This is a genomic window from Micromonospora echinofusca, from assembly GCF_900091445.1.
Taxonomy (GTDB): domain Bacteria; phylum Actinomycetota; class Actinomycetes; order Mycobacteriales; family Micromonosporaceae; genus Micromonospora; species Micromonospora echinofusca.
This window is the reverse complement of record NZ_LT607733.1, coordinates 5768616-5783793: the sequence shown is the minus strand read 5'-3', so window position 1 is coordinate 5783793 and position 15178 is coordinate 5768616. Positions and strand designations below refer to the sequence as shown.

At 75.0% G+C, this 15178-nt stretch carries 16 protein-coding genes; 11 read left to right on the top strand and 5 right to left on the bottom strand.

The window, feature by feature from the left end:
* Positions 1 to 167 precede the first annotated feature (167 nt).
* Complete coding sequence (locus tag GA0070610_RS24770; protein ID WP_089002265.1) at positions 168 to 647, top strand: DUF2243 domain-containing protein; 480 nt, start codon at positions 168 to 170, stop codon at positions 645 to 647.
* Positions 644 to 1513, top strand: a complete 870-nt coding sequence (locus GA0070610_RS24765) for a cytochrome c oxidase assembly protein (protein ID WP_089002264.1) — start codon at positions 644 to 646, stop codon at positions 1511 to 1513. The genes GA0070610_RS24770 and GA0070610_RS24765 overlap by 4 nt, the downstream gene beginning before the upstream one ends.
* On the opposite strand, the gene GA0070610_RS24760 is transcribed toward GA0070610_RS24765, so the two are convergent.
* From GA0070610_RS24760 to yidD, 4 genes are all read right to left on the bottom strand, one after another.
* Complete coding sequence (locus GA0070610_RS24760) at positions 1473 to 2432, bottom strand: sensor histidine kinase (RefSeq protein ID WP_089002263.1); 960 nt, start codon at positions 2430 to 2432, stop codon at positions 1473 to 1475. The two genes, GA0070610_RS24765 and GA0070610_RS24760, sit on opposite strands and share 41 nt — an antisense overlap.
* Complete coding sequence (locus tag GA0070610_RS24755; protein ID WP_089002262.1) at positions 2429 to 3262, bottom strand: MEDS domain-containing protein; 834 nt, start codon at positions 3260 to 3262, stop codon at positions 2429 to 2431. The genes GA0070610_RS24760 and GA0070610_RS24755 overlap by 4 nt, the downstream gene beginning before the upstream one ends.
* Positions 3263 to 3417: 155 nt before the next feature.
* A complete protein-coding gene (locus GA0070610_RS24750) occupies positions 3418 to 3864 on the bottom strand; it encodes an ATP-binding protein (RefSeq protein ID WP_089002261.1) in 447 nt (148 codons plus the stop codon).
* A 48-nt stretch (positions 3865 to 3912) separates the two neighbouring features.
* Positions 3913 to 4290, bottom strand: coding sequence for a membrane protein insertion efficiency factor YidD (gene yidD / locus GA0070610_RS24745; RefSeq protein WP_089003717.1), 378 nt, complete (start codon positions 4288 to 4290; stop codon positions 3913 to 3915).
* A 261-nt stretch (positions 4291 to 4551) separates the two neighbouring features.
* Here yidD and GA0070610_RS24740 point away from each other — a divergent pair, with 261 nt between their 5' ends.
* The 4 genes from GA0070610_RS24740 (at position 4552) to GA0070610_RS24725 (ending at position 9014) form a co-directional block, all read left to right on the top strand.
* A complete protein-coding gene (locus tag GA0070610_RS24740; protein ID WP_231925801.1) occupies positions 4552 to 4959 on the top strand; it encodes a four-helix bundle copper-binding protein in 408 nt (135 codons plus the stop codon).
* A gap of 314 nt (positions 4960 to 5273) precedes the next feature.
* Entirely contained in the window at positions 5274 to 7583 is a 2310-nt protein-coding gene (locus GA0070610_RS24735) for a copper-translocating P-type ATPase (protein WP_269458858.1), read from the top strand.
* 62 nt (positions 7584 to 7645) lie between these two features.
* Positions 7646 to 8254: an ArsR/SmtB family transcription factor gene (locus GA0070610_RS24730; protein WP_172896588.1), complete on the top strand. Its 609-nt coding sequence runs from the start codon at positions 7646 to 7648 to the stop codon at positions 8252 to 8254.
* A 1-nt stretch (position 8255) separates the two neighbouring features.
* The gene (locus GA0070610_RS24725) at positions 8256 to 9014 is read left to right on the top strand and encodes an SRPBCC family protein (protein ID WP_089002260.1); all 759 of its coding nucleotides are present in this window, start codon (positions 8256 to 8258) and stop codon (positions 9012 to 9014) included.
* A gap of 41 nt (positions 9015 to 9055) precedes the next feature.
* Here the strand turns inward: GA0070610_RS24725 and GA0070610_RS24720 are convergent, their stop codons facing one another.
* Positions 9056 to 9988, bottom strand: a complete 933-nt coding sequence (locus GA0070610_RS24720) for an NADP-dependent oxidoreductase (protein WP_089002259.1) — start codon at positions 9986 to 9988, stop codon at positions 9056 to 9058.
* Between the two features lie 76 nt (positions 9989 to 10064).
* On the opposite strand from GA0070610_RS24720, the gene GA0070610_RS24715 reads away from it, so the two are divergent.
* From GA0070610_RS24715 to GA0070610_RS24695, 5 genes are all read left to right on the top strand, one after another.
* Positions 10065 to 10469 carry a winged helix-turn-helix transcriptional regulator gene (locus GA0070610_RS24715; protein ID WP_089002258.1) on the top strand — a complete coding sequence of 135 codons (405 nt, stop codon included), beginning with the start codon at positions 10065 to 10067 and terminating at the stop codon, positions 10467 to 10469.
* 182 nt (positions 10470 to 10651) lie between these two features.
* Entirely contained in the window at positions 10652 to 12244 is a 1593-nt protein-coding gene (locus tag GA0070610_RS24710; RefSeq protein ID WP_089002257.1) for an ABC transporter substrate-binding protein, read from the top strand.
* Positions 12241 to 13278, top strand: a complete 1038-nt coding sequence (locus GA0070610_RS24705) for an ABC transporter permease (protein ID WP_089002256.1) — start codon at positions 12241 to 12243, stop codon at positions 13276 to 13278. Before GA0070610_RS24710 ends, GA0070610_RS24705 begins: the two co-directional genes overlap by 4 nt.
* Positions 13271 to 14140, top strand: coding sequence for an ABC transporter permease (locus GA0070610_RS24700; protein ID WP_089002255.1), 870 nt, complete (start codon positions 13271 to 13273; stop codon positions 14138 to 14140). The genes GA0070610_RS24705 and GA0070610_RS24700 overlap by 8 nt, the downstream gene beginning before the upstream one ends.
* The gene (locus GA0070610_RS24695) at positions 14137 to 15168 is read left to right on the top strand and encodes an ABC transporter ATP-binding protein (RefSeq protein ID WP_231925800.1); all 1032 of its coding nucleotides are present in this window, start codon (positions 14137 to 14139) and stop codon (positions 15166 to 15168) included. Before GA0070610_RS24700 ends, GA0070610_RS24695 begins: the two co-directional genes overlap by 4 nt.
* Positions 15169 to 15178 lie beyond the last annotated feature (10 nt).

Sequence of the window (15178 nt, the reverse complement as noted above, 5' to 3'; positions counted from 1 at the left end):
GATCGTCGCCCGCCCGCCGAAGGTACCCGCGGGCCCGCCCACCGTCCGCCGGTCGTGACCGGAGCCACCGGAACCGTACGGCACGACCGTCCCGTCGCGGGGACTTCCGCATGCTTCGGCCGCCCCCGGGTAGTTCGACACCGACGCGAGCGATGCGAGGTGATGAGATGGCGGGAGTGCCGGTAGGCGGCCCCGCCGCGCCCGATCTTCGCCGGTCGGTCCTCGCCGCCGCGGTCGTCGGCGTGGCCGTGATGGCGGCCGTCGACGAGATCGTCTTCCACCAGATCCTCGGCTGGCACCACTTCTACGACCGGTCCACCCTCTCCGTCGGGCTGCTCTCCGACGGGTTGCTGCACTCGGCCGAGCTGGTCGCCCTGGTCGGCGGCTTCTTCTGGTACGCCGACCTGCGCCGCCGGGGCGCCCTGCTGCCCCGGGCCGCCTGGGGCGGGTTCCTGCTCGGCGCGGGGGCGTTCCAGCTCTTCGACGGCATCGTCGACCACAAGGTGCTGCGGCTGCACCAGATCCGCTACGGGGTGCACCTGCTCCCGTACGACGTGGTGTGGAACGTGTCGGCGGTGGTGCTGTTGCTGCTCGGCGCGTGGGTGACCTGGCGGGTGCGCTCCCGCCACGGCCGCGACGTGCCGTGACGGCGCTCGCGCACACCGGTGCCGCCGCCGGGCCGGACCCGCTGCCGCTCGCGGCGGTCGCGGTGCTCGCCGCCGGCTACCTGCTCGCTGTGTCCCGGGACCGGCGCGGCTGGCGTCGCCGCCGTACGGTCGCCTGGCTGGCCGGCTGCGCGGTGCTCGCGGTCGCCCTCGGCCCGCTGGCGGCCGGCCCCGGCGATCCGCGCGTGCACATGGCGCAGCACCTGCTGCTCGGCATGGTCGCGCCGCTCGCGCTGGCCCTCGGCGCGCCGGTGACCCTGCTGCTGCGGGTCGTGCCGCCGCCGGTCGGCCGCCGGGTGGGCCGGCTCCTGCGCACCAGGCCGGTGCACGTGCTCGCCCATCCGGTGACGGCGGCGCTGCTCAGCACCGGCGGACTGGCGCTGGTGCTGCTCACGCCGCTCTACGCGGCGGCCGAGCGCAACCCCGTGCTGCACCACGCCCTGCACGCGCACTACGTCGCCGCCGGCTACCTCCTCGCCTGGTCGGTGGCCGGCCCGGACCCGGCGCCGCGTCGGCCGCGCCCGGCGGTGCGGGCCGGCGCGCTGCTCGCCGCCGGGGCGGGGCACGCCGTGCTGGCCAAGTACCTCTACGCGCACGCCGCGACCCTGCCGCCCGGGCTGCCCGACCGGGACGTCGAGGCGCTGCGCGCGGCGGCCCGGTTGATGTACTACGGCGGCGACGTCGCCGAACTTCTGCTCGCCACCGCCCTGTTCGCCGCCTGGTACCACCGGCGCCGGCCGCGCCGGCCGGCGCGCTCCGCCGCAACCCCACCGTCCGGTCCGGCACCGGGCCGCGAGCCCGCCGCGCTCAGCCGGTGTACGCGTTCCCGGCCGTCAACCGCAGCGTGAACCCGTCGTCGTCGCGCTGCCAGGTCACGTGGTTGCAGGACTGGTAGGTGATCCAGAGCCCGAGCCCGCCCGGTGCGCCGTTGGACGCGGGGAGCAGCCCGCAGAACGGGTCGCCCGGCCCGTCGCCGGCATCGCTGACCGTCGCCACGATGCGGTCGTCGCCGGCCCAGACGCGCAGCCGGACCGGCGGCCTGCCGTGGCGCAGCGCGTTCGTGACGATCTCGCTGACGGCGACGACCAGATCCTCCACGTCGTCGACCGGCACCTGACCCTGGTCGACCTTGTGCACGGCGGCGCGCGCCTCGGCCGCCGTCGGGTCGGTCAGCTCGACGGCCGGCGGCCGCGCCTGGAGGGGGTCGGGCACGACCGGAAGGTCCTGCCGCAGGTAGTCCCGCGGCGGCGTCCAGGCCGGGCTCGGCACGTGCCGCCCGTCGGCGGTGGCGAAGCGGGGGTGCGTCCGGGCCACGTCGGCCAGCACCGCCGGCGGCGTGATCCGGGTGTCGTACGCGCACATGCTCCACAGTGGGAAGTCGTCGTACGCGTGGTTGATCGCCGACTCGTAGCGGGCCCACCAGTCCCAGGTCGCGCCGAACGAGCCGGGCGGCATCTCGCCGATTATCCGGATCTGGCCGGCGCCGGCGGCCACCTGCTCGGCGAGGAGCTCGCGGTAGGAGCGGATGGCGGCGGCGGGCCGGGAGTAGAGATCGCCACCGGGCAGGAACTCGACCTTGCACCCGGCCGGCAGCGCCGAGCGGACCAGTCCGCCGGTGCGCTCGCCCAGCGCGACGAAGGTCGGCTCGCCCGCGTCGGCGCCGCCGAGCAGGAACGGCACCACCACCGCGAGCAACTCGTCGTCGGAGCCGTAGCGGACGGCCTCGTGGTAGTAGCCCTGGTGCTGGGCGGCCGCGCCCGTCCTCACGACGTGACCTCCACCCGGATCGCGGGCAGATGCAGCAGGCCGACCAGGCGGGCGGTGGCCGAGCGGGGCGTACGCAGCACGGCGGTCGCGCCGCGCCGGTGCGCGTACTCGGCCAGGAGGCTCAGGGCGCGGTGGTCCAGGAAGCGCAGGTTGGCCGCCGACAGCACCAGCTCACCGTCGACGGGGTGCAGGTCGGCGCGGTCCAGGGCGGTGCGGAACAGCTCGTGGTTCGACATGTCCAACTCGCCGGCCAGCGCTGCGTGCCCGTCCTCGGGCGCCACCGCGTACAACCGGAACAGCAGGTCGTCGACGTTGCTCTGCGGATGCATGCAGGCCAGCTCCGTGACCGTCCGGTCGCCCAGCTTCGGCCGGTGGTAGGCGCACACGGCCTTGAACGGCCCGGTGCGCATGTAGCGGTCGATGAGGTGCTCGTAGCGGGTGAAGACGTCGAGCTGGGCCGGGGTGCGGACCAGCTCGGTGGCCTCCGCGACGACCCGCAGCCCGGTGTGCCCGGCGGCCAGCGCCTCGTCCGTCGCGGTCGCGTAGGCCGCGACCTGCGCCACCGGGTCGACGACGTGGTCGGGCGAGTAGGTCGACATCAGGGGGACCACCGCGGCGGCGCCCCGGCGCTCGGCGTCGGTGAAGCCCGGCAGGGCGCGCAGCCGTTCGGCCGCCAGGTCCGAGGGGCGCGGCGTCACGTACCAGAAGCGCTCGCCGGCCGCGAGGCTCGCGGCGAGGTGCCGCTCCGTCTGGTCGGCGAGGGCCTCCGGATCGTCGTACGACCAGCAGAGATGACCGCCCGGCGCCCCGCGCCGTGCCCTGCTGCTCATGCCGGTTCCCTCACGCACCCAGTGTAGGACGCCCGGTGACCCACCCCGCCCCCGCGAACAGCCCTGACCGCGTCGGTACGCAGTCGTGGTGGGTGCAGAACACTCGGAAGGGCCCCGATCGGGACACCACGACCGCACGATCGCCCGCGCGGGGGTCAGGTGGGGGTCAGGTGTTCGGAGCGGGGGAAGGACGCCCAGATGTTCTTGGTGGTGCTGGTGGCGTACCAGCCGACGTCCAGGGAGAGGGCGCGGGCCAGCTCCAGGCCGCGCCCACCGTCGCCGGTGGGTCGCGCCTCGGCGAGTTGCGGCAGGGAACCCAGGTCGTGGTCGGCGACGTCGAGGATGAGGTAGTCGTCGGTGGCGAGCAGCCGGACGATGGTCGGCGGGATCCCGTGGCGCAGGGCGTTCGTGGCCAGCTCCGTCGCGATCAACGCCACCAGCTCGGGGACCTCCGCCAGGGCCTCGCCCTCGCCGAGCACGTCGCCGGTCAGCTCCTCGTGCAGGGACGCGCGCAGGCTGCGCAGGTCCGCCGCCTCCGACAGGGTCCACCGGCGCAGCTCAACGGCTTGCGGTGGGGGTGGGGAACTGCTCAGCTGGCCCATGGTCTGGTTCTACCCGATCTCCTGCCGGCTCACGCCAGGGCGCGTCGGTCAGCGCACCGGGTCGTGGGTGCCCCGGGGCACCCCGGGGCGGCAGCGGCGCACCCGCTCGGCGGCCAGCCGTCCGCCCACCGCCAGCCCGTGCCGCTCCACCGCCGCCAGCCCGTACGCGCCGCAGGTCGGGGTGAACCGGCAGCGCCCCGGCCAGTGCGGCGACAGCCACCGACGGTAGCCCCGGATCGCCGCCACCCCCGCCCGGTCCAGCGCCGGCACCCGGGTCGCCGCCGCCGTCGCCGACCCGAGCATCAACAGGGTGGAGAACAGCCCCAGGTCGCAGCAGTCGCAGCACCCGTCGGGGTTCTTCGACTTCGACATGAGCCGCTGCTGCCGGCGGTTCTCGCGGGCCGTCTCGCGGAGGCGTCTGAACATGGACCGATCATCGGCCAGCGCGGCGACCGGCGCGCCCCCGCCCCCGACACCGGGCAGCCGGTGGGACCCGGACGCGTCGGTCACCCGGCCGCGCGGCACCGGGCAGCCGGTGGGACCCGGCCGCGTCGTGGCCCGGCGCGTGGCACTGGGCGCGCCCGCTCGTCGACGCGGACCGGGCCGGGATCGGCGCGGCCCGCCCGTGACGGCATGCCGCGCGACGGTCGCGGGTAGTGCACAGGCAACGACCGAGAGGAGAACGCCGTGCCCAGCACCACGATGCCGATGCTCGAGACGTACCCGAAGTCGATCAACCTGGACCGGGCGAAGCTGGCCGCCGTCATCGACGCCCTGAACACCTGCGCCCAGGCCTGTACGGCCTGCGCCGACGCCTGCCTCAGCGAGGACATGGTCGCCGAGCTGACGAAGTGCGTACGGACGAACCTGGACTGCGCGGACATCTGCACGACGACCGCCCGGGTGCTGTCCCGGCACACCGGCTACGACGCCAACATCAGCCGCAGCCTGCTGGAGGCCTGCGCCACGGCCTGCAAGTCCTGCGGCGACGAGTGTGCCGGCCACGCGGGCATGCACGAGCACTGCCGGGTCTGCGCCGACGCCTGCCGGGCGTGCGAGCGGGCCTGCCGCGAACTGCTCGCCACCATGAGCTGACCCTCCCCACGACGGCCGGCCCGGGCCGGCGCGCGCGGGCCGGCGCGCGTGGCTGCCGGCGTCCCGCCGGGACGCCGGCGCCGCCGCGCCACCACTCCCCGGGCGGGGGTCTACCCGCACGATCATGAAGTTATTGCCCCGGAAAGCTTTTACCCAGGGCAATAACTTCATGATCAACAGTGCCGGGGTGGGTGGGGTGGGGTGGGGCGGGGCGGGGCGGTGGGGCCTTGGGGTGCGGGTCGGGCACTTCCTGGTCTGCGGGATTGGCGGCCGGATACCCGAGGGGGGTATAGGGTGGTCGGGAGGAGGCGACCATGTCCCAAGACCCGCGCCACGAGCACCATGATCCTCGGCCGCTTCGCCCGGCACCGGGTGGGCCACCCGCCGCGAGGCACGCCGACGGGCCCCCCGACCAGGAGGAGCGCGCCGTCGACGCCGACGGGTCGACCGGGCGCGCCCAGGGTTCCGTCGGGCTCGACGAGCAGGCCGGGCGCGGCCACGGCCCTGTCGGGCCTGGTGAGCACGCCGGGCACGACAAGCACGCCGGGCACGACAAGCACGCCGGGCACGACAAGCACGCCGGGCACGACAAGCACGCCGGGCACGACAAGCACGCCGGGCACGACAAGCACGCCGGGCACGACCCGGAGATGTTCCGCCGCAAGTTCTGGTTGAGCCTGGCGCTCACCGTGCCGATCGTGCTGACCAGCGAGATGGTGATGGACTGGTTCGGCTACCGGCTGGAGTTCCCCGGCGTGGCGTGGGTCGGCCCGGTCCTCGGCACGGTCGTCTTCCTCTACGGCGGCTGGCCGTTCCTCCTCGGCGCGGTACGGGAGGTGCGCGACCGGGCGCCCGGCATGATGCTGCTCATCGCGATGGCCATCACGGTGGCGTACGTGGCCTCGGCGGCGACCGCGCTGGGCGTCTTCGACCTGGACTTCTGGTGGGAACTCGCGGCCCTGGTCACGATCATGCTGCTGGGGCACTGGCAGGAGATGAAGGCGATCGGGCAGGCGCAGGGCGCGCTGTCCGCCCTGGCGGCGCTACTGCCGGACGACGCGGAGCGGGTGACGGCGGACGGCGGCGCCGAGCGGGTGTCCGTGGCGGACCTGCGGGTCGACGACCTGGTGCTGGTCCGCCCCGGCGCGCGGGTGCCGGCCGACGGCCGGATCACCGAGGGCGGCGCCGAGCTGGACGAGTCCATGGTCACCGGCGAGTCGCGGCCGGTCTCGCGGGACGTCGGGGACCGGGTCGTCGCCGGCACGGTGGCCACCGACGCGGCGATCCGGGTGCGCGTCGAGGCGGTCGGCGAGGACACCGCGCTGGCCGGGATCCAGCGCCTGGTCTCCCAGGCCCAGCAGTCCAGCGGTCGCGCGCAGGTGCTCGCCGACCGCTTCGCCGCCTGGCTGTTCTACGTGGCGACCGTGGTGGCCCTGGCGACCCTGGTGACCTGGGCCGTGCTCGGCGACCCCGGCGACGCCGTGGTGCGTACCGTCACCGTGCTCGTGATCGCCTGCCCGCACGCGCTCGGCCTGGCCATCCCGCTGGTGATCGCGCTGTCGACCGCCGTGGCGGCCAAGGGCGGGATCCTGGTCAAGGACCGGCTGGCGTTGGAGCGGATGCGCACGGTCGACGCGGTGCTGTTCGACAAGACGGGCACCCTGACCCGGGGCGAGCACGTGGTGTCGGGGGTGTCGGCCACGGGGGGCGGCGACGAGGACGAGGTGCTCGCCCTGGCCGCGGCCGTGGAGGCGGACAGCGAGCATCCGCTGGCCCGGGCCATCGTGGCCGCCGGGGCCGAGCGCGGCGGGGCGCGGCGGGCGACGGGGTTCCGCTCGCTGACCGGGCGCGGCGTCCGCGCCGAGGTCGACGGCGTGACGTACGCGGTGGGCGGGCCCGCCCTGCTCCGCGAGCTGCGCGCGCAGGTGCCGGACGACCTGGCCGGGCGGCAGGCCGACTGGTCGCAGCGGGGCGCGGCGGTGCTGCACCTGCTGCGCCTCGACGGCGACGCGGCCAGCGTGCTCGGCGCCCTCGCGCTGGAGGACCAGGTCCGCCCCGAGGCCCGGGCGGCGATCGCCGAGCTGCGGCAGCAGGGCGTCGGCAAGATCGTGATGATCACGGGGGACGCCCGGCCGGTCGCCGAGGCGGTGGCCGCCGACCTCGGCTTCCGCCCCGGCGTGGACGAGGTCTTCGCCGAGGTGCTGCCCGCCGACAAGGACGACGCCGTGGCCGACCTGCAGCGGCGGGGGCTGCGGGTGGCGATGGTCGGCGACGGGGTGAACGACGCCCCCGCCCTGGCCAGGGCCGACGTGGGCATCGCCATCGGCGCCGGCACCGACGTGGCGATCGAGTCCGCCGGGGTGGTGCTCGCCTCCTCCGACCCGCGCGGCGTCACCGGCGTGATCCGGCTGTCCCGGGCCTCGTACCGGAAGATGATCCAGAACCTGGCCTGGGCGGCCGGTTACAACGTCGTCGCCCTTCCGCTGGCGGCTGGCGTGCTGGCGTGGGCCGGGGTGACGCTCAGCCCGGCGGTCGGGGCGATCCTGATGTCCGCCTCGACGATCGTGGTGGCGCTCAACGCCCAGCTCCTGCGCGGCGTACGCCTGCGTCCCGTGGACGAGTGAGGGAGCGCGCCGAACAACTGGATTGTCTTGACAAGAAAATTCGTCGGTGCGACGCTGTGGTCATGTTCGACATCGCAGTGATCGAGGACCCGGCGGCGGCCGAGGCGTCGCTGGACCCGATGCGGGCCCGGCTGCTGGCCGCGCTCGCCGAGCCGGCCTCGGCGACGATGCTCGCCGCCCGCGTCGGCCTGCCCCGGCAGAAGGTCAACTACCACCTCCGGGCGCTGGAGCAGCACGGCCTGGTCGAGCTGGTGGAGGAGCGCCGGAAGGGCAACGTGACCGAGCGGGTCATGCGGGCGACGGCGGCGTCGTACGTCATCTCGCCCGCGGCCCTCGCCGCCGTGCGGCCCGACCCGGCCCAGTCGCCGGACCGGCTGTCGGCGCGGTGGCTGCTCGCGCTGGCCGCCCGCCTGGTGCAGGACGTCGGCGCGCTCATCACCGGCGCCGACCGGGCGAAGCAGCGGGTGGCCACCTTCGCCGTCGACGGCACCGTCCGGTTCGCCTCGGCGCGCGACCGGGCGGCCTTCGCCGAGGAACTGGCGGCCACCGTCACCGCGCTGGTCGGCAGGTACCACGACGAGAACGCCCCCGGCGGCCGTGAGCACCGGGTGGTGGTCGCCCTGCACCCCAGCGCCGACCCCGAAGACACGACCGCGACCGAGGAGCACTGACATGGGACACCACTTCGAGCTGCGCAAGGACGTCGAGCTGGCCGCCACGCCCGAGCAGGTGTGGGAGGCCATCGCCACCGGGCCGGGCATCGACTCCTGGTTCATGGGCCGCAGCGAGGTCGAGCCGGGCGAGGGTGGCCGTACGCGCCTGACGCTGGCCGGGCACGTCGAAGAGGCGACGATCACCGCGTGGGAGCCCGGCAAGCGGCTCGCCGACCGCACCGAGCCGGCCCCGGACGGGACGTTCATGGCCATGGAATACCTCATCGAGGGCCGCGAGCGGGGCAGTACGACCCTGCGGCTCGTGCAAAGTGGCGTCCTCGGGGACAACTGGGAGACCGAGTACGAGGCCATGGCGGTCGGCTGGGACATGTACCTCGGGACGCTGGCCGCGTACCTCACCCACTTCTCCGGCCGGACCGCGGCCCCCGTCTCGGCGTTCCGCCCGAGCGTCGGCGGCGCGGACCGGGCGTGGACAGCCGTGACCGACGCCTTCGGCGTCGCCGGTCCGCTGGCCGAGGGCGACCGCGTCCGGTTCACCGTCGCGGGCCTGCCGCCGATCGAGGGCGTCGTCGACCTGGCCGGCCTCCCGACCTACGTCGGTGTCCGCACCCCCGACGCGCTCTACCGCTTCCTCCACTCCAGTGCCGAGCGGGGCGACGCCCTGGTCCTCGGCCACCACGTCTTCGCCGTCGGGCAGGACCCGGCCCAGGCCGAGCGGGCCTGGCAGGACTGGCTGGACGCCCTGCCCCTCGGCTGATCCGCAGGCGGGCCGGCCCGCCTGCGGATGTCCGCACGTGGTCAGGGGACGAGGACGAGGCGTCCGCGCAGGCCGCCTGCGGCGAGGCGTCCGTGGGCGACGTCGACCTGGTCCAGCGGCAGGGTGCCCGCCACGCGCGTACTGAGCCGTCCCGCACCCGCCAGCGCGGCCAGCTCGGTCAACCGCGCGCCGTCGGCGAACACCTCCTGGACGACGACGCGCGTGGCCCGCAGGGGCGGCGGCGCGAACGGGGCGACCAGGGCCACGAAGGTGCCCTCCGGCCGCAGCGCCTCGTGCGCCGCGACGCCGACCACCGCCGCGTCGACCACCGCGTCGACGCCGCCGGGGACCTCTCGGCGTACGGCCTCGGCGAGCCGTTCCGTGCGGGGCACGAACCAGGTCGCGCCCAGGTCGCGGACGAGCGGTTCGTCGTCCCTGCCCGCGACGGCCACGGTGCGGACGCCCCGCATGGCGGCGAGTTCGAGCAGTATCCCGCCGACACCGCCCGCGGCACCCGTGACGAGCAGCGTCTGCCCGGCGTGCAGGCCCGTCAGGGTGAGCGACCGGTCGGCCGTGAGCCCGCTGAGCGGCAGGGTGGCGGCCCGCGTGGCGGGAACGCCGGCCGGCGCCGGGGCCACCGCGTCGTCGTCCAGGACGACGTACTCCGCCTGGGCGCCGCCGGCCGACAGCACGTCGCGCAGGCCGATCACCTGCTGCCCGGCGGCGAAGCGGGTGACGCCGGGGCCGACCTGGTCGACCTGCCCGGCCACGTCCCAGCCGAGCCACACCACCGGGGCGGGGGCGAGCAGGCCGGCGGCGCTGAGCGCGCCGTTGCGGGTGGAGAGGTCGATCCGGTTGACCGCGGCGGCGGCCACGCGGACGCGTACCTGGCCGGGCCCGGCCTCCGGCACGGGGGCGTCGACGACTTCCAGGACCTCGGGGCCGCCGAAGCGGCGTACGGCGACAGCCTTCATGCCGCTCACGCTAGGGCTGCTACTCTCCGGCGGTAAGTAGGTACCCGAAGGTATGTAACCCTCCCGGAGGTTCGTCATGGCCACCCTGAGCGCCGCCCAGCTGCGGGAGCGTCAGCGTGACGAGTACAACGCCTTCCTCGCGCAGTGCCCGGGTCACCAGCTGCTGGCGACGCTCAGCGACAAGTGGGTCACGCTGGTTCTCGCCGCCCTCGCCGACGGGCCCCGGCGCTACAGCGACCTGAGTCGCACCATCTCCGGCGCCAGCCAGAAGATGCTGACCCAGACGCTGCGCAAGCTGGAACGCGACGGCCTGCTCGCCCGCACCGTGACGCCCTCGGTGCCGGTGCGGGTCGACTATGAGATCACCGCGCTGGGCCGTACCCTCCTTCCGATCCAGCAGGCGATCAAGCACTGGGCCGAGACGCACATCGAGCAGGTCCATCGCGCCCGCGCCGCGTACGACCGTGGCGACGCCGGCTGACCCCACCCCCGGCGCGCACGGGGGTGTGGCCTGGGCGACACATCCGACGGTGGCTTGTTGCATCAGTTTGGCAATTGCGGAATGCTGGCGTTAGTGGCCGGTTGTCCCGGCACCTCAGATCCAGGACGCCGGCCCGACACCACACCGGGCGGTCGTGCGACGAACAGACCCGGGAGCATGTCATGCGTACGCGTGTGTCCAGGCGCGTGACGGCGGTGGCCGTCGCCGGCGTCCTCGCCGTGGCCGCCTGCTCGTCGCCGACGACCACGTCGACGGGCGCGGGTGGCGGCACCCTCGTCGTGGCGACGGCGGGTGAGCCGGACGCGCTGAACCCGGTACTGAACTTCGGGGTCGACGGCGGCTCCCTGATCTTCGACGGGCTGGTCGCCCGCGACGCCCGCAACGAGCTGGTGCCGGCCCTGGCCCGCGAGCTGCCGACCGTGTCGGCGGACGGCAGGACGGTCACCGCGAAGCTGCGCGAGGGCGTGCTGTTCCACGACGGCAGCCCGTTCACCGCGCAGGACGTGGTCTTCACCTACCAGGCGGTGCTGGACCCGAAGGTCGACTCCACGCTCCGCTCCGACCTGGACATGCTCGCCTCGGTCGCCGCGCCCGACCCGTCGACCGTGGTCTTCACCCTCAAGTACGCCTACGCGCCGTTCGCGCAGCGGCTGGCCCTCGGGATCGTGCCGGCCAAGGCGCTGACCGGGCAGGACATCAACAAGGCCGAGTTCAACCGCAAGCCGGTGGGCACCGGCCCGTACCGGGTGACGTCGTGGACGCCGGGCGACCGGCTCGTGCTCGCCGCCAACGAGAGCTACTGGGGCGGCAGGCCCGCCAACAGCGGCGTGGTGGTGGCGTTCGTCGCCGACGACAACGTACGCGCGCAGCGGATGCGGGCGGGGGAGTTCGACGCCGCGGAGCTGGCGCCGAAGCTGGCCACCGGCTTCGACGGGCAGGCCGGCTACCGGGTGCAGCGGGTGCCGACCGCCGACTACCGGGGCGTGATGCTGCCGATGGGCAACCCGGTCACCGCCGACCTCGCCGTGCGGCGGGCGCTGAACGCCGCGGTGGACCGGGCGGCGATGGTCACCGGGCTGCTCGGCGGGGCGGGTGAGCCGGCGTTCGGGCCGGTCCCGCCGACGTCGGAGTTCGCCGAGCCCTCGATCGTCGGCAGACCCGCCGCCGACCCGGCCGCCGCGACCGCCGCCCTCGACGCCGCCGGCTGGAAGCCGGGCCCGGACGGCATCCGCGTCCGCGACGGCCGGCAGGCCGCGTTCGCGCTGATGTACCCGGCCACGGACAGCCTCCGCAAGGAACTCGCGCTCGCGGTGACCGCCGACGCGAAGAAGGTGGGCATCAAGATCACCCCCGAGGGGCTGACCTGGGACGCGATCACCCCCCGGATGAAGAGCGACGCGCTGGTCATGGGCTACGGCACCCCGTACGACCCGGACTTCGTCACCTACAAGCTGTTCGGTTCCGCCTTCGCCGGCCAGGGCTTCTTCAACCCCGGCTCCTACCGGTCCCCGGTGGCGGACAGGGCGTTGCAGGACGGCCGCGCCAACGCCGACCCGGCCGCCCGCAAGGCCGCGTACGCCACGTTCCAGAAGCAGCTCGCCACCGACATGCCGTGGGTGTTCCTCACCTACCTCCAGCACACCTACGTGGTGAAGGACGGGCTCGCCGGGGTGACCCCGCGGGTGGAGCCGCACGAGCACGACGTCGCCAACAGCCTCTGGTGGAACATCCACACCTGGACGAGGAAGTCGTGACGACCTCCGCCCCGACAGCCGCACCGGCGAAGGCCACCCCCCGGCGCCGGACGCGGCGGTTGGCGGGAGCCGGCGCGGTGGTCCGCCGGCGGCTGCTGGTGGCCGTACCCATCCTCGCCGCGACCAGCGTCGGCATGTTCACCCTCGGCGCGGCCTCGCCGATCGACCCCGCCCAGCAGTACGCGGGCGCGGCGGCGTTCACCACCAGCGAGGAGAACCTGGCGCAGATCCGCGCCAACTGGGGCGTCGACGACCCCCTGCCCGTGCAGTACCTGCGCTGGGTGGGCAACCTGCTCCAGGGCGACCTGGGCTGGTCCACCAGCCGCCACGAGCCGGTCACCTCCGTGCTCGCCGCCCGCGCCGGCTGGACCCTGCTGCTCGTCGGCGCCGCGCTCGCCCTCGTCCTCGTGGCGAGCCTGCTGCTGGGCACACTGGCCGCGTACCGGCGCGGCGGCTGGTTCGACCGGGCGCTGCGCGCCACCGCGTACGCCGTGCAGTCGATGCCCGTGTTCTGGATCGGGCTGGCCGCGATCGCCCTGTTCGCCCTCACCCTCGGGTGGCTGCCGGCGGGCGGGCTCACCGACATCACCGCCACCGGCACCGACCCCGCCGACGTGGCGCGGCACCTGATCCTGCCGGTGGGCGTGCTGGCCGTCGCCCAGACGCCGTGGTTCGTGCTGTTCATCCGGGACGCCGTCGCCGACAGCCTCCGCGACGACCACGTCCTCGCCGCCCGGGCGCGGGGGCTGCCGGGCCGTACGGTCCTGTTCGGCCACGCCCTGCGTACCGCGCTGCTGCCCTTCCTCACCCTCGTCGGCACCCACCTGCCGGAGCTGATCGGCGGGGCCGTCCTGGTGGAGACCGTGTTCTCCCTTCCCGGCCTCGGCGCGGTGACCGTCCAGGGCGCGCTGGGCAGCGACTTCCCGCTGCTCGCCGCCACGACCCTGGCCACCACCGTCGTGGTGCTGGCCGCGAACCTGGGCACCGACCTCGCCTACGCCGCCGCCGATCCACGGGTACGCCTCGATGACTGACCTCGCCCTGCCCGCCAGCACCCGGCGGCCGAAGCTCCGTACGGGCCGCGCCGGTGCCGCCGTCTCCTGGGCCGTGCTCGTCGGCGCGGGCCTGGCCTGCCTCCTCGCCCCCGTGCTCTGGCCGCTCGACGAGAGCGCGGTGGACCTGGCCCGGACCAGGCTCGCGCCCTCCTGGACGCACCCGGCCGGCACCGACGACCTGGGTCGCGACGTGGCCCACCGCAGCCTCTACGGCCTGCGGGTCTCGCTGCTCGTCGGCGCGGTCGCCGCGCTCGTCGCCACCGTGATCGGCGGCCTCGTCGGCGCGGTGGCCGGCACCCTGGGCGGCTGGGTCGACCGGGTGCTGATGCGGGTGGTCGACACCATCGCGGCGCTGCCGCACCTGCTGCTGGGCATCTTCATCGTCGCGATGCTGCGCCCGAGCCTGGGCGCGGTGATCCTGTCGATCGGGCTGACGCACTGGCTCTCCACCGCCCGCATCGTCCGCTCGGAGCTGCTCAGCCTGCGTACCCGGCCGTTCATCGACGCCGCGATCTCCGGTGGCGCCAGCCGCACCCGGGTGATCACCCGACATCTGCTCCCGCACGTGCTGCCCCGGCTGGCGCTGGCCACCACGCTGATGGTGCCGCACGCCGTCTGGCACGAGACCGCGCTGTCCTTCCTCGGTCTCGGCCTGCCCCCGCACCTGGCCTCGATCGGCAACATGATCAACGACGGGCAGCGGTCCCTGCTCACCGGCGCCTGGTGGGCCAGCATCGTGCCCGGCCTGCTCCTCGTCGTCGTCACGCTGGCCCTGGCCGCCCTCACCGGCCGCTGGCGCGACCGCCTCGACCCGCGCGTACGAGCGGAGCTGAACCTGTGACCACCACCCCCGGAACCGTCGATCCGGCCGACTCCGGCGGCACGGGTGGTGTCGGCGCCGGCGGTCGGCCCGGCCTGCTGGAGGTCGACGGGCTGACCGTCCGCTTCCAGCTCCGCGACGCCGTGGTGCAGGCCGTCACCGACCTGCACCTGACCGTCCACCCGGGCGAACTGCTGGCGGTGGTCGGGGAGTCGGGCTGCGGCAAGTCGGTGCTCGCGCACGCCCTGCTCGGCCTGCTCCCCGGCAACGCCACGGTCACCGGTCAGGCCCGCCTGCACCGGCCCACCGGGGAGCGGGTCGACCTCACCGGCGCCTCCGAGCGCCAGCTCGCCCGCGTCGTACGCGGACGCGCCGTCGGGCTGGTGCCGCAGAGCCCCGCCACCGCGCTGAACCCCGTACGGACGGGACGGCGGCTGCTGGAGGAGACCCTGCGCGCCCACGGGCACTCCCGGCGCGAGGCACCCGCGGCGGCCGAGCGGGTCGCCGCCGAGGTGGGTCTCGACCCCACCGACCTCGACCGCTATCCCCACGAACTCTCCGGCGGCATGGCCCAGCGCCTGGCCACCGCCCTCGCCCTCGCTCCCGACCCGCCGCTGCTGCTCGCCGACGAGCCCACCACGGGCCTCGACCGGCCACTGGTCGACCACACCCTCGACCTGCTGCGCCGCCGCTGCGACTCCGGCGGAGCCGTCCTGCTCATCACCCACGACCTGGCCGCCGCCCGTCGGGTCGCGGACACGGTCGCCGTCATGTACGCCAGCCGCATCGTGGAACGGCGGCCGACGGCCGAGTTGTTCGCGGCGCCCGCCCACCCGTACACCGCAGGTCTGCTCGACGCCCTGCCCGAACGGGCCTTCCGGCCCGTCCCCGGCCATCCGCCGATGCTCACCGACCTGCCGCCCGGCTGCGCCTTCGCCCCGCGCTGCGGGCGCGCCACCGACGTCTGCCGCACCCCGCCCGCGCCCCCGGCGGGCGGACCGGGCAGAGTCGCCTGCCACCACCCGCTGACCCTCGGAGCGCCGGCATGACCAGTACCGC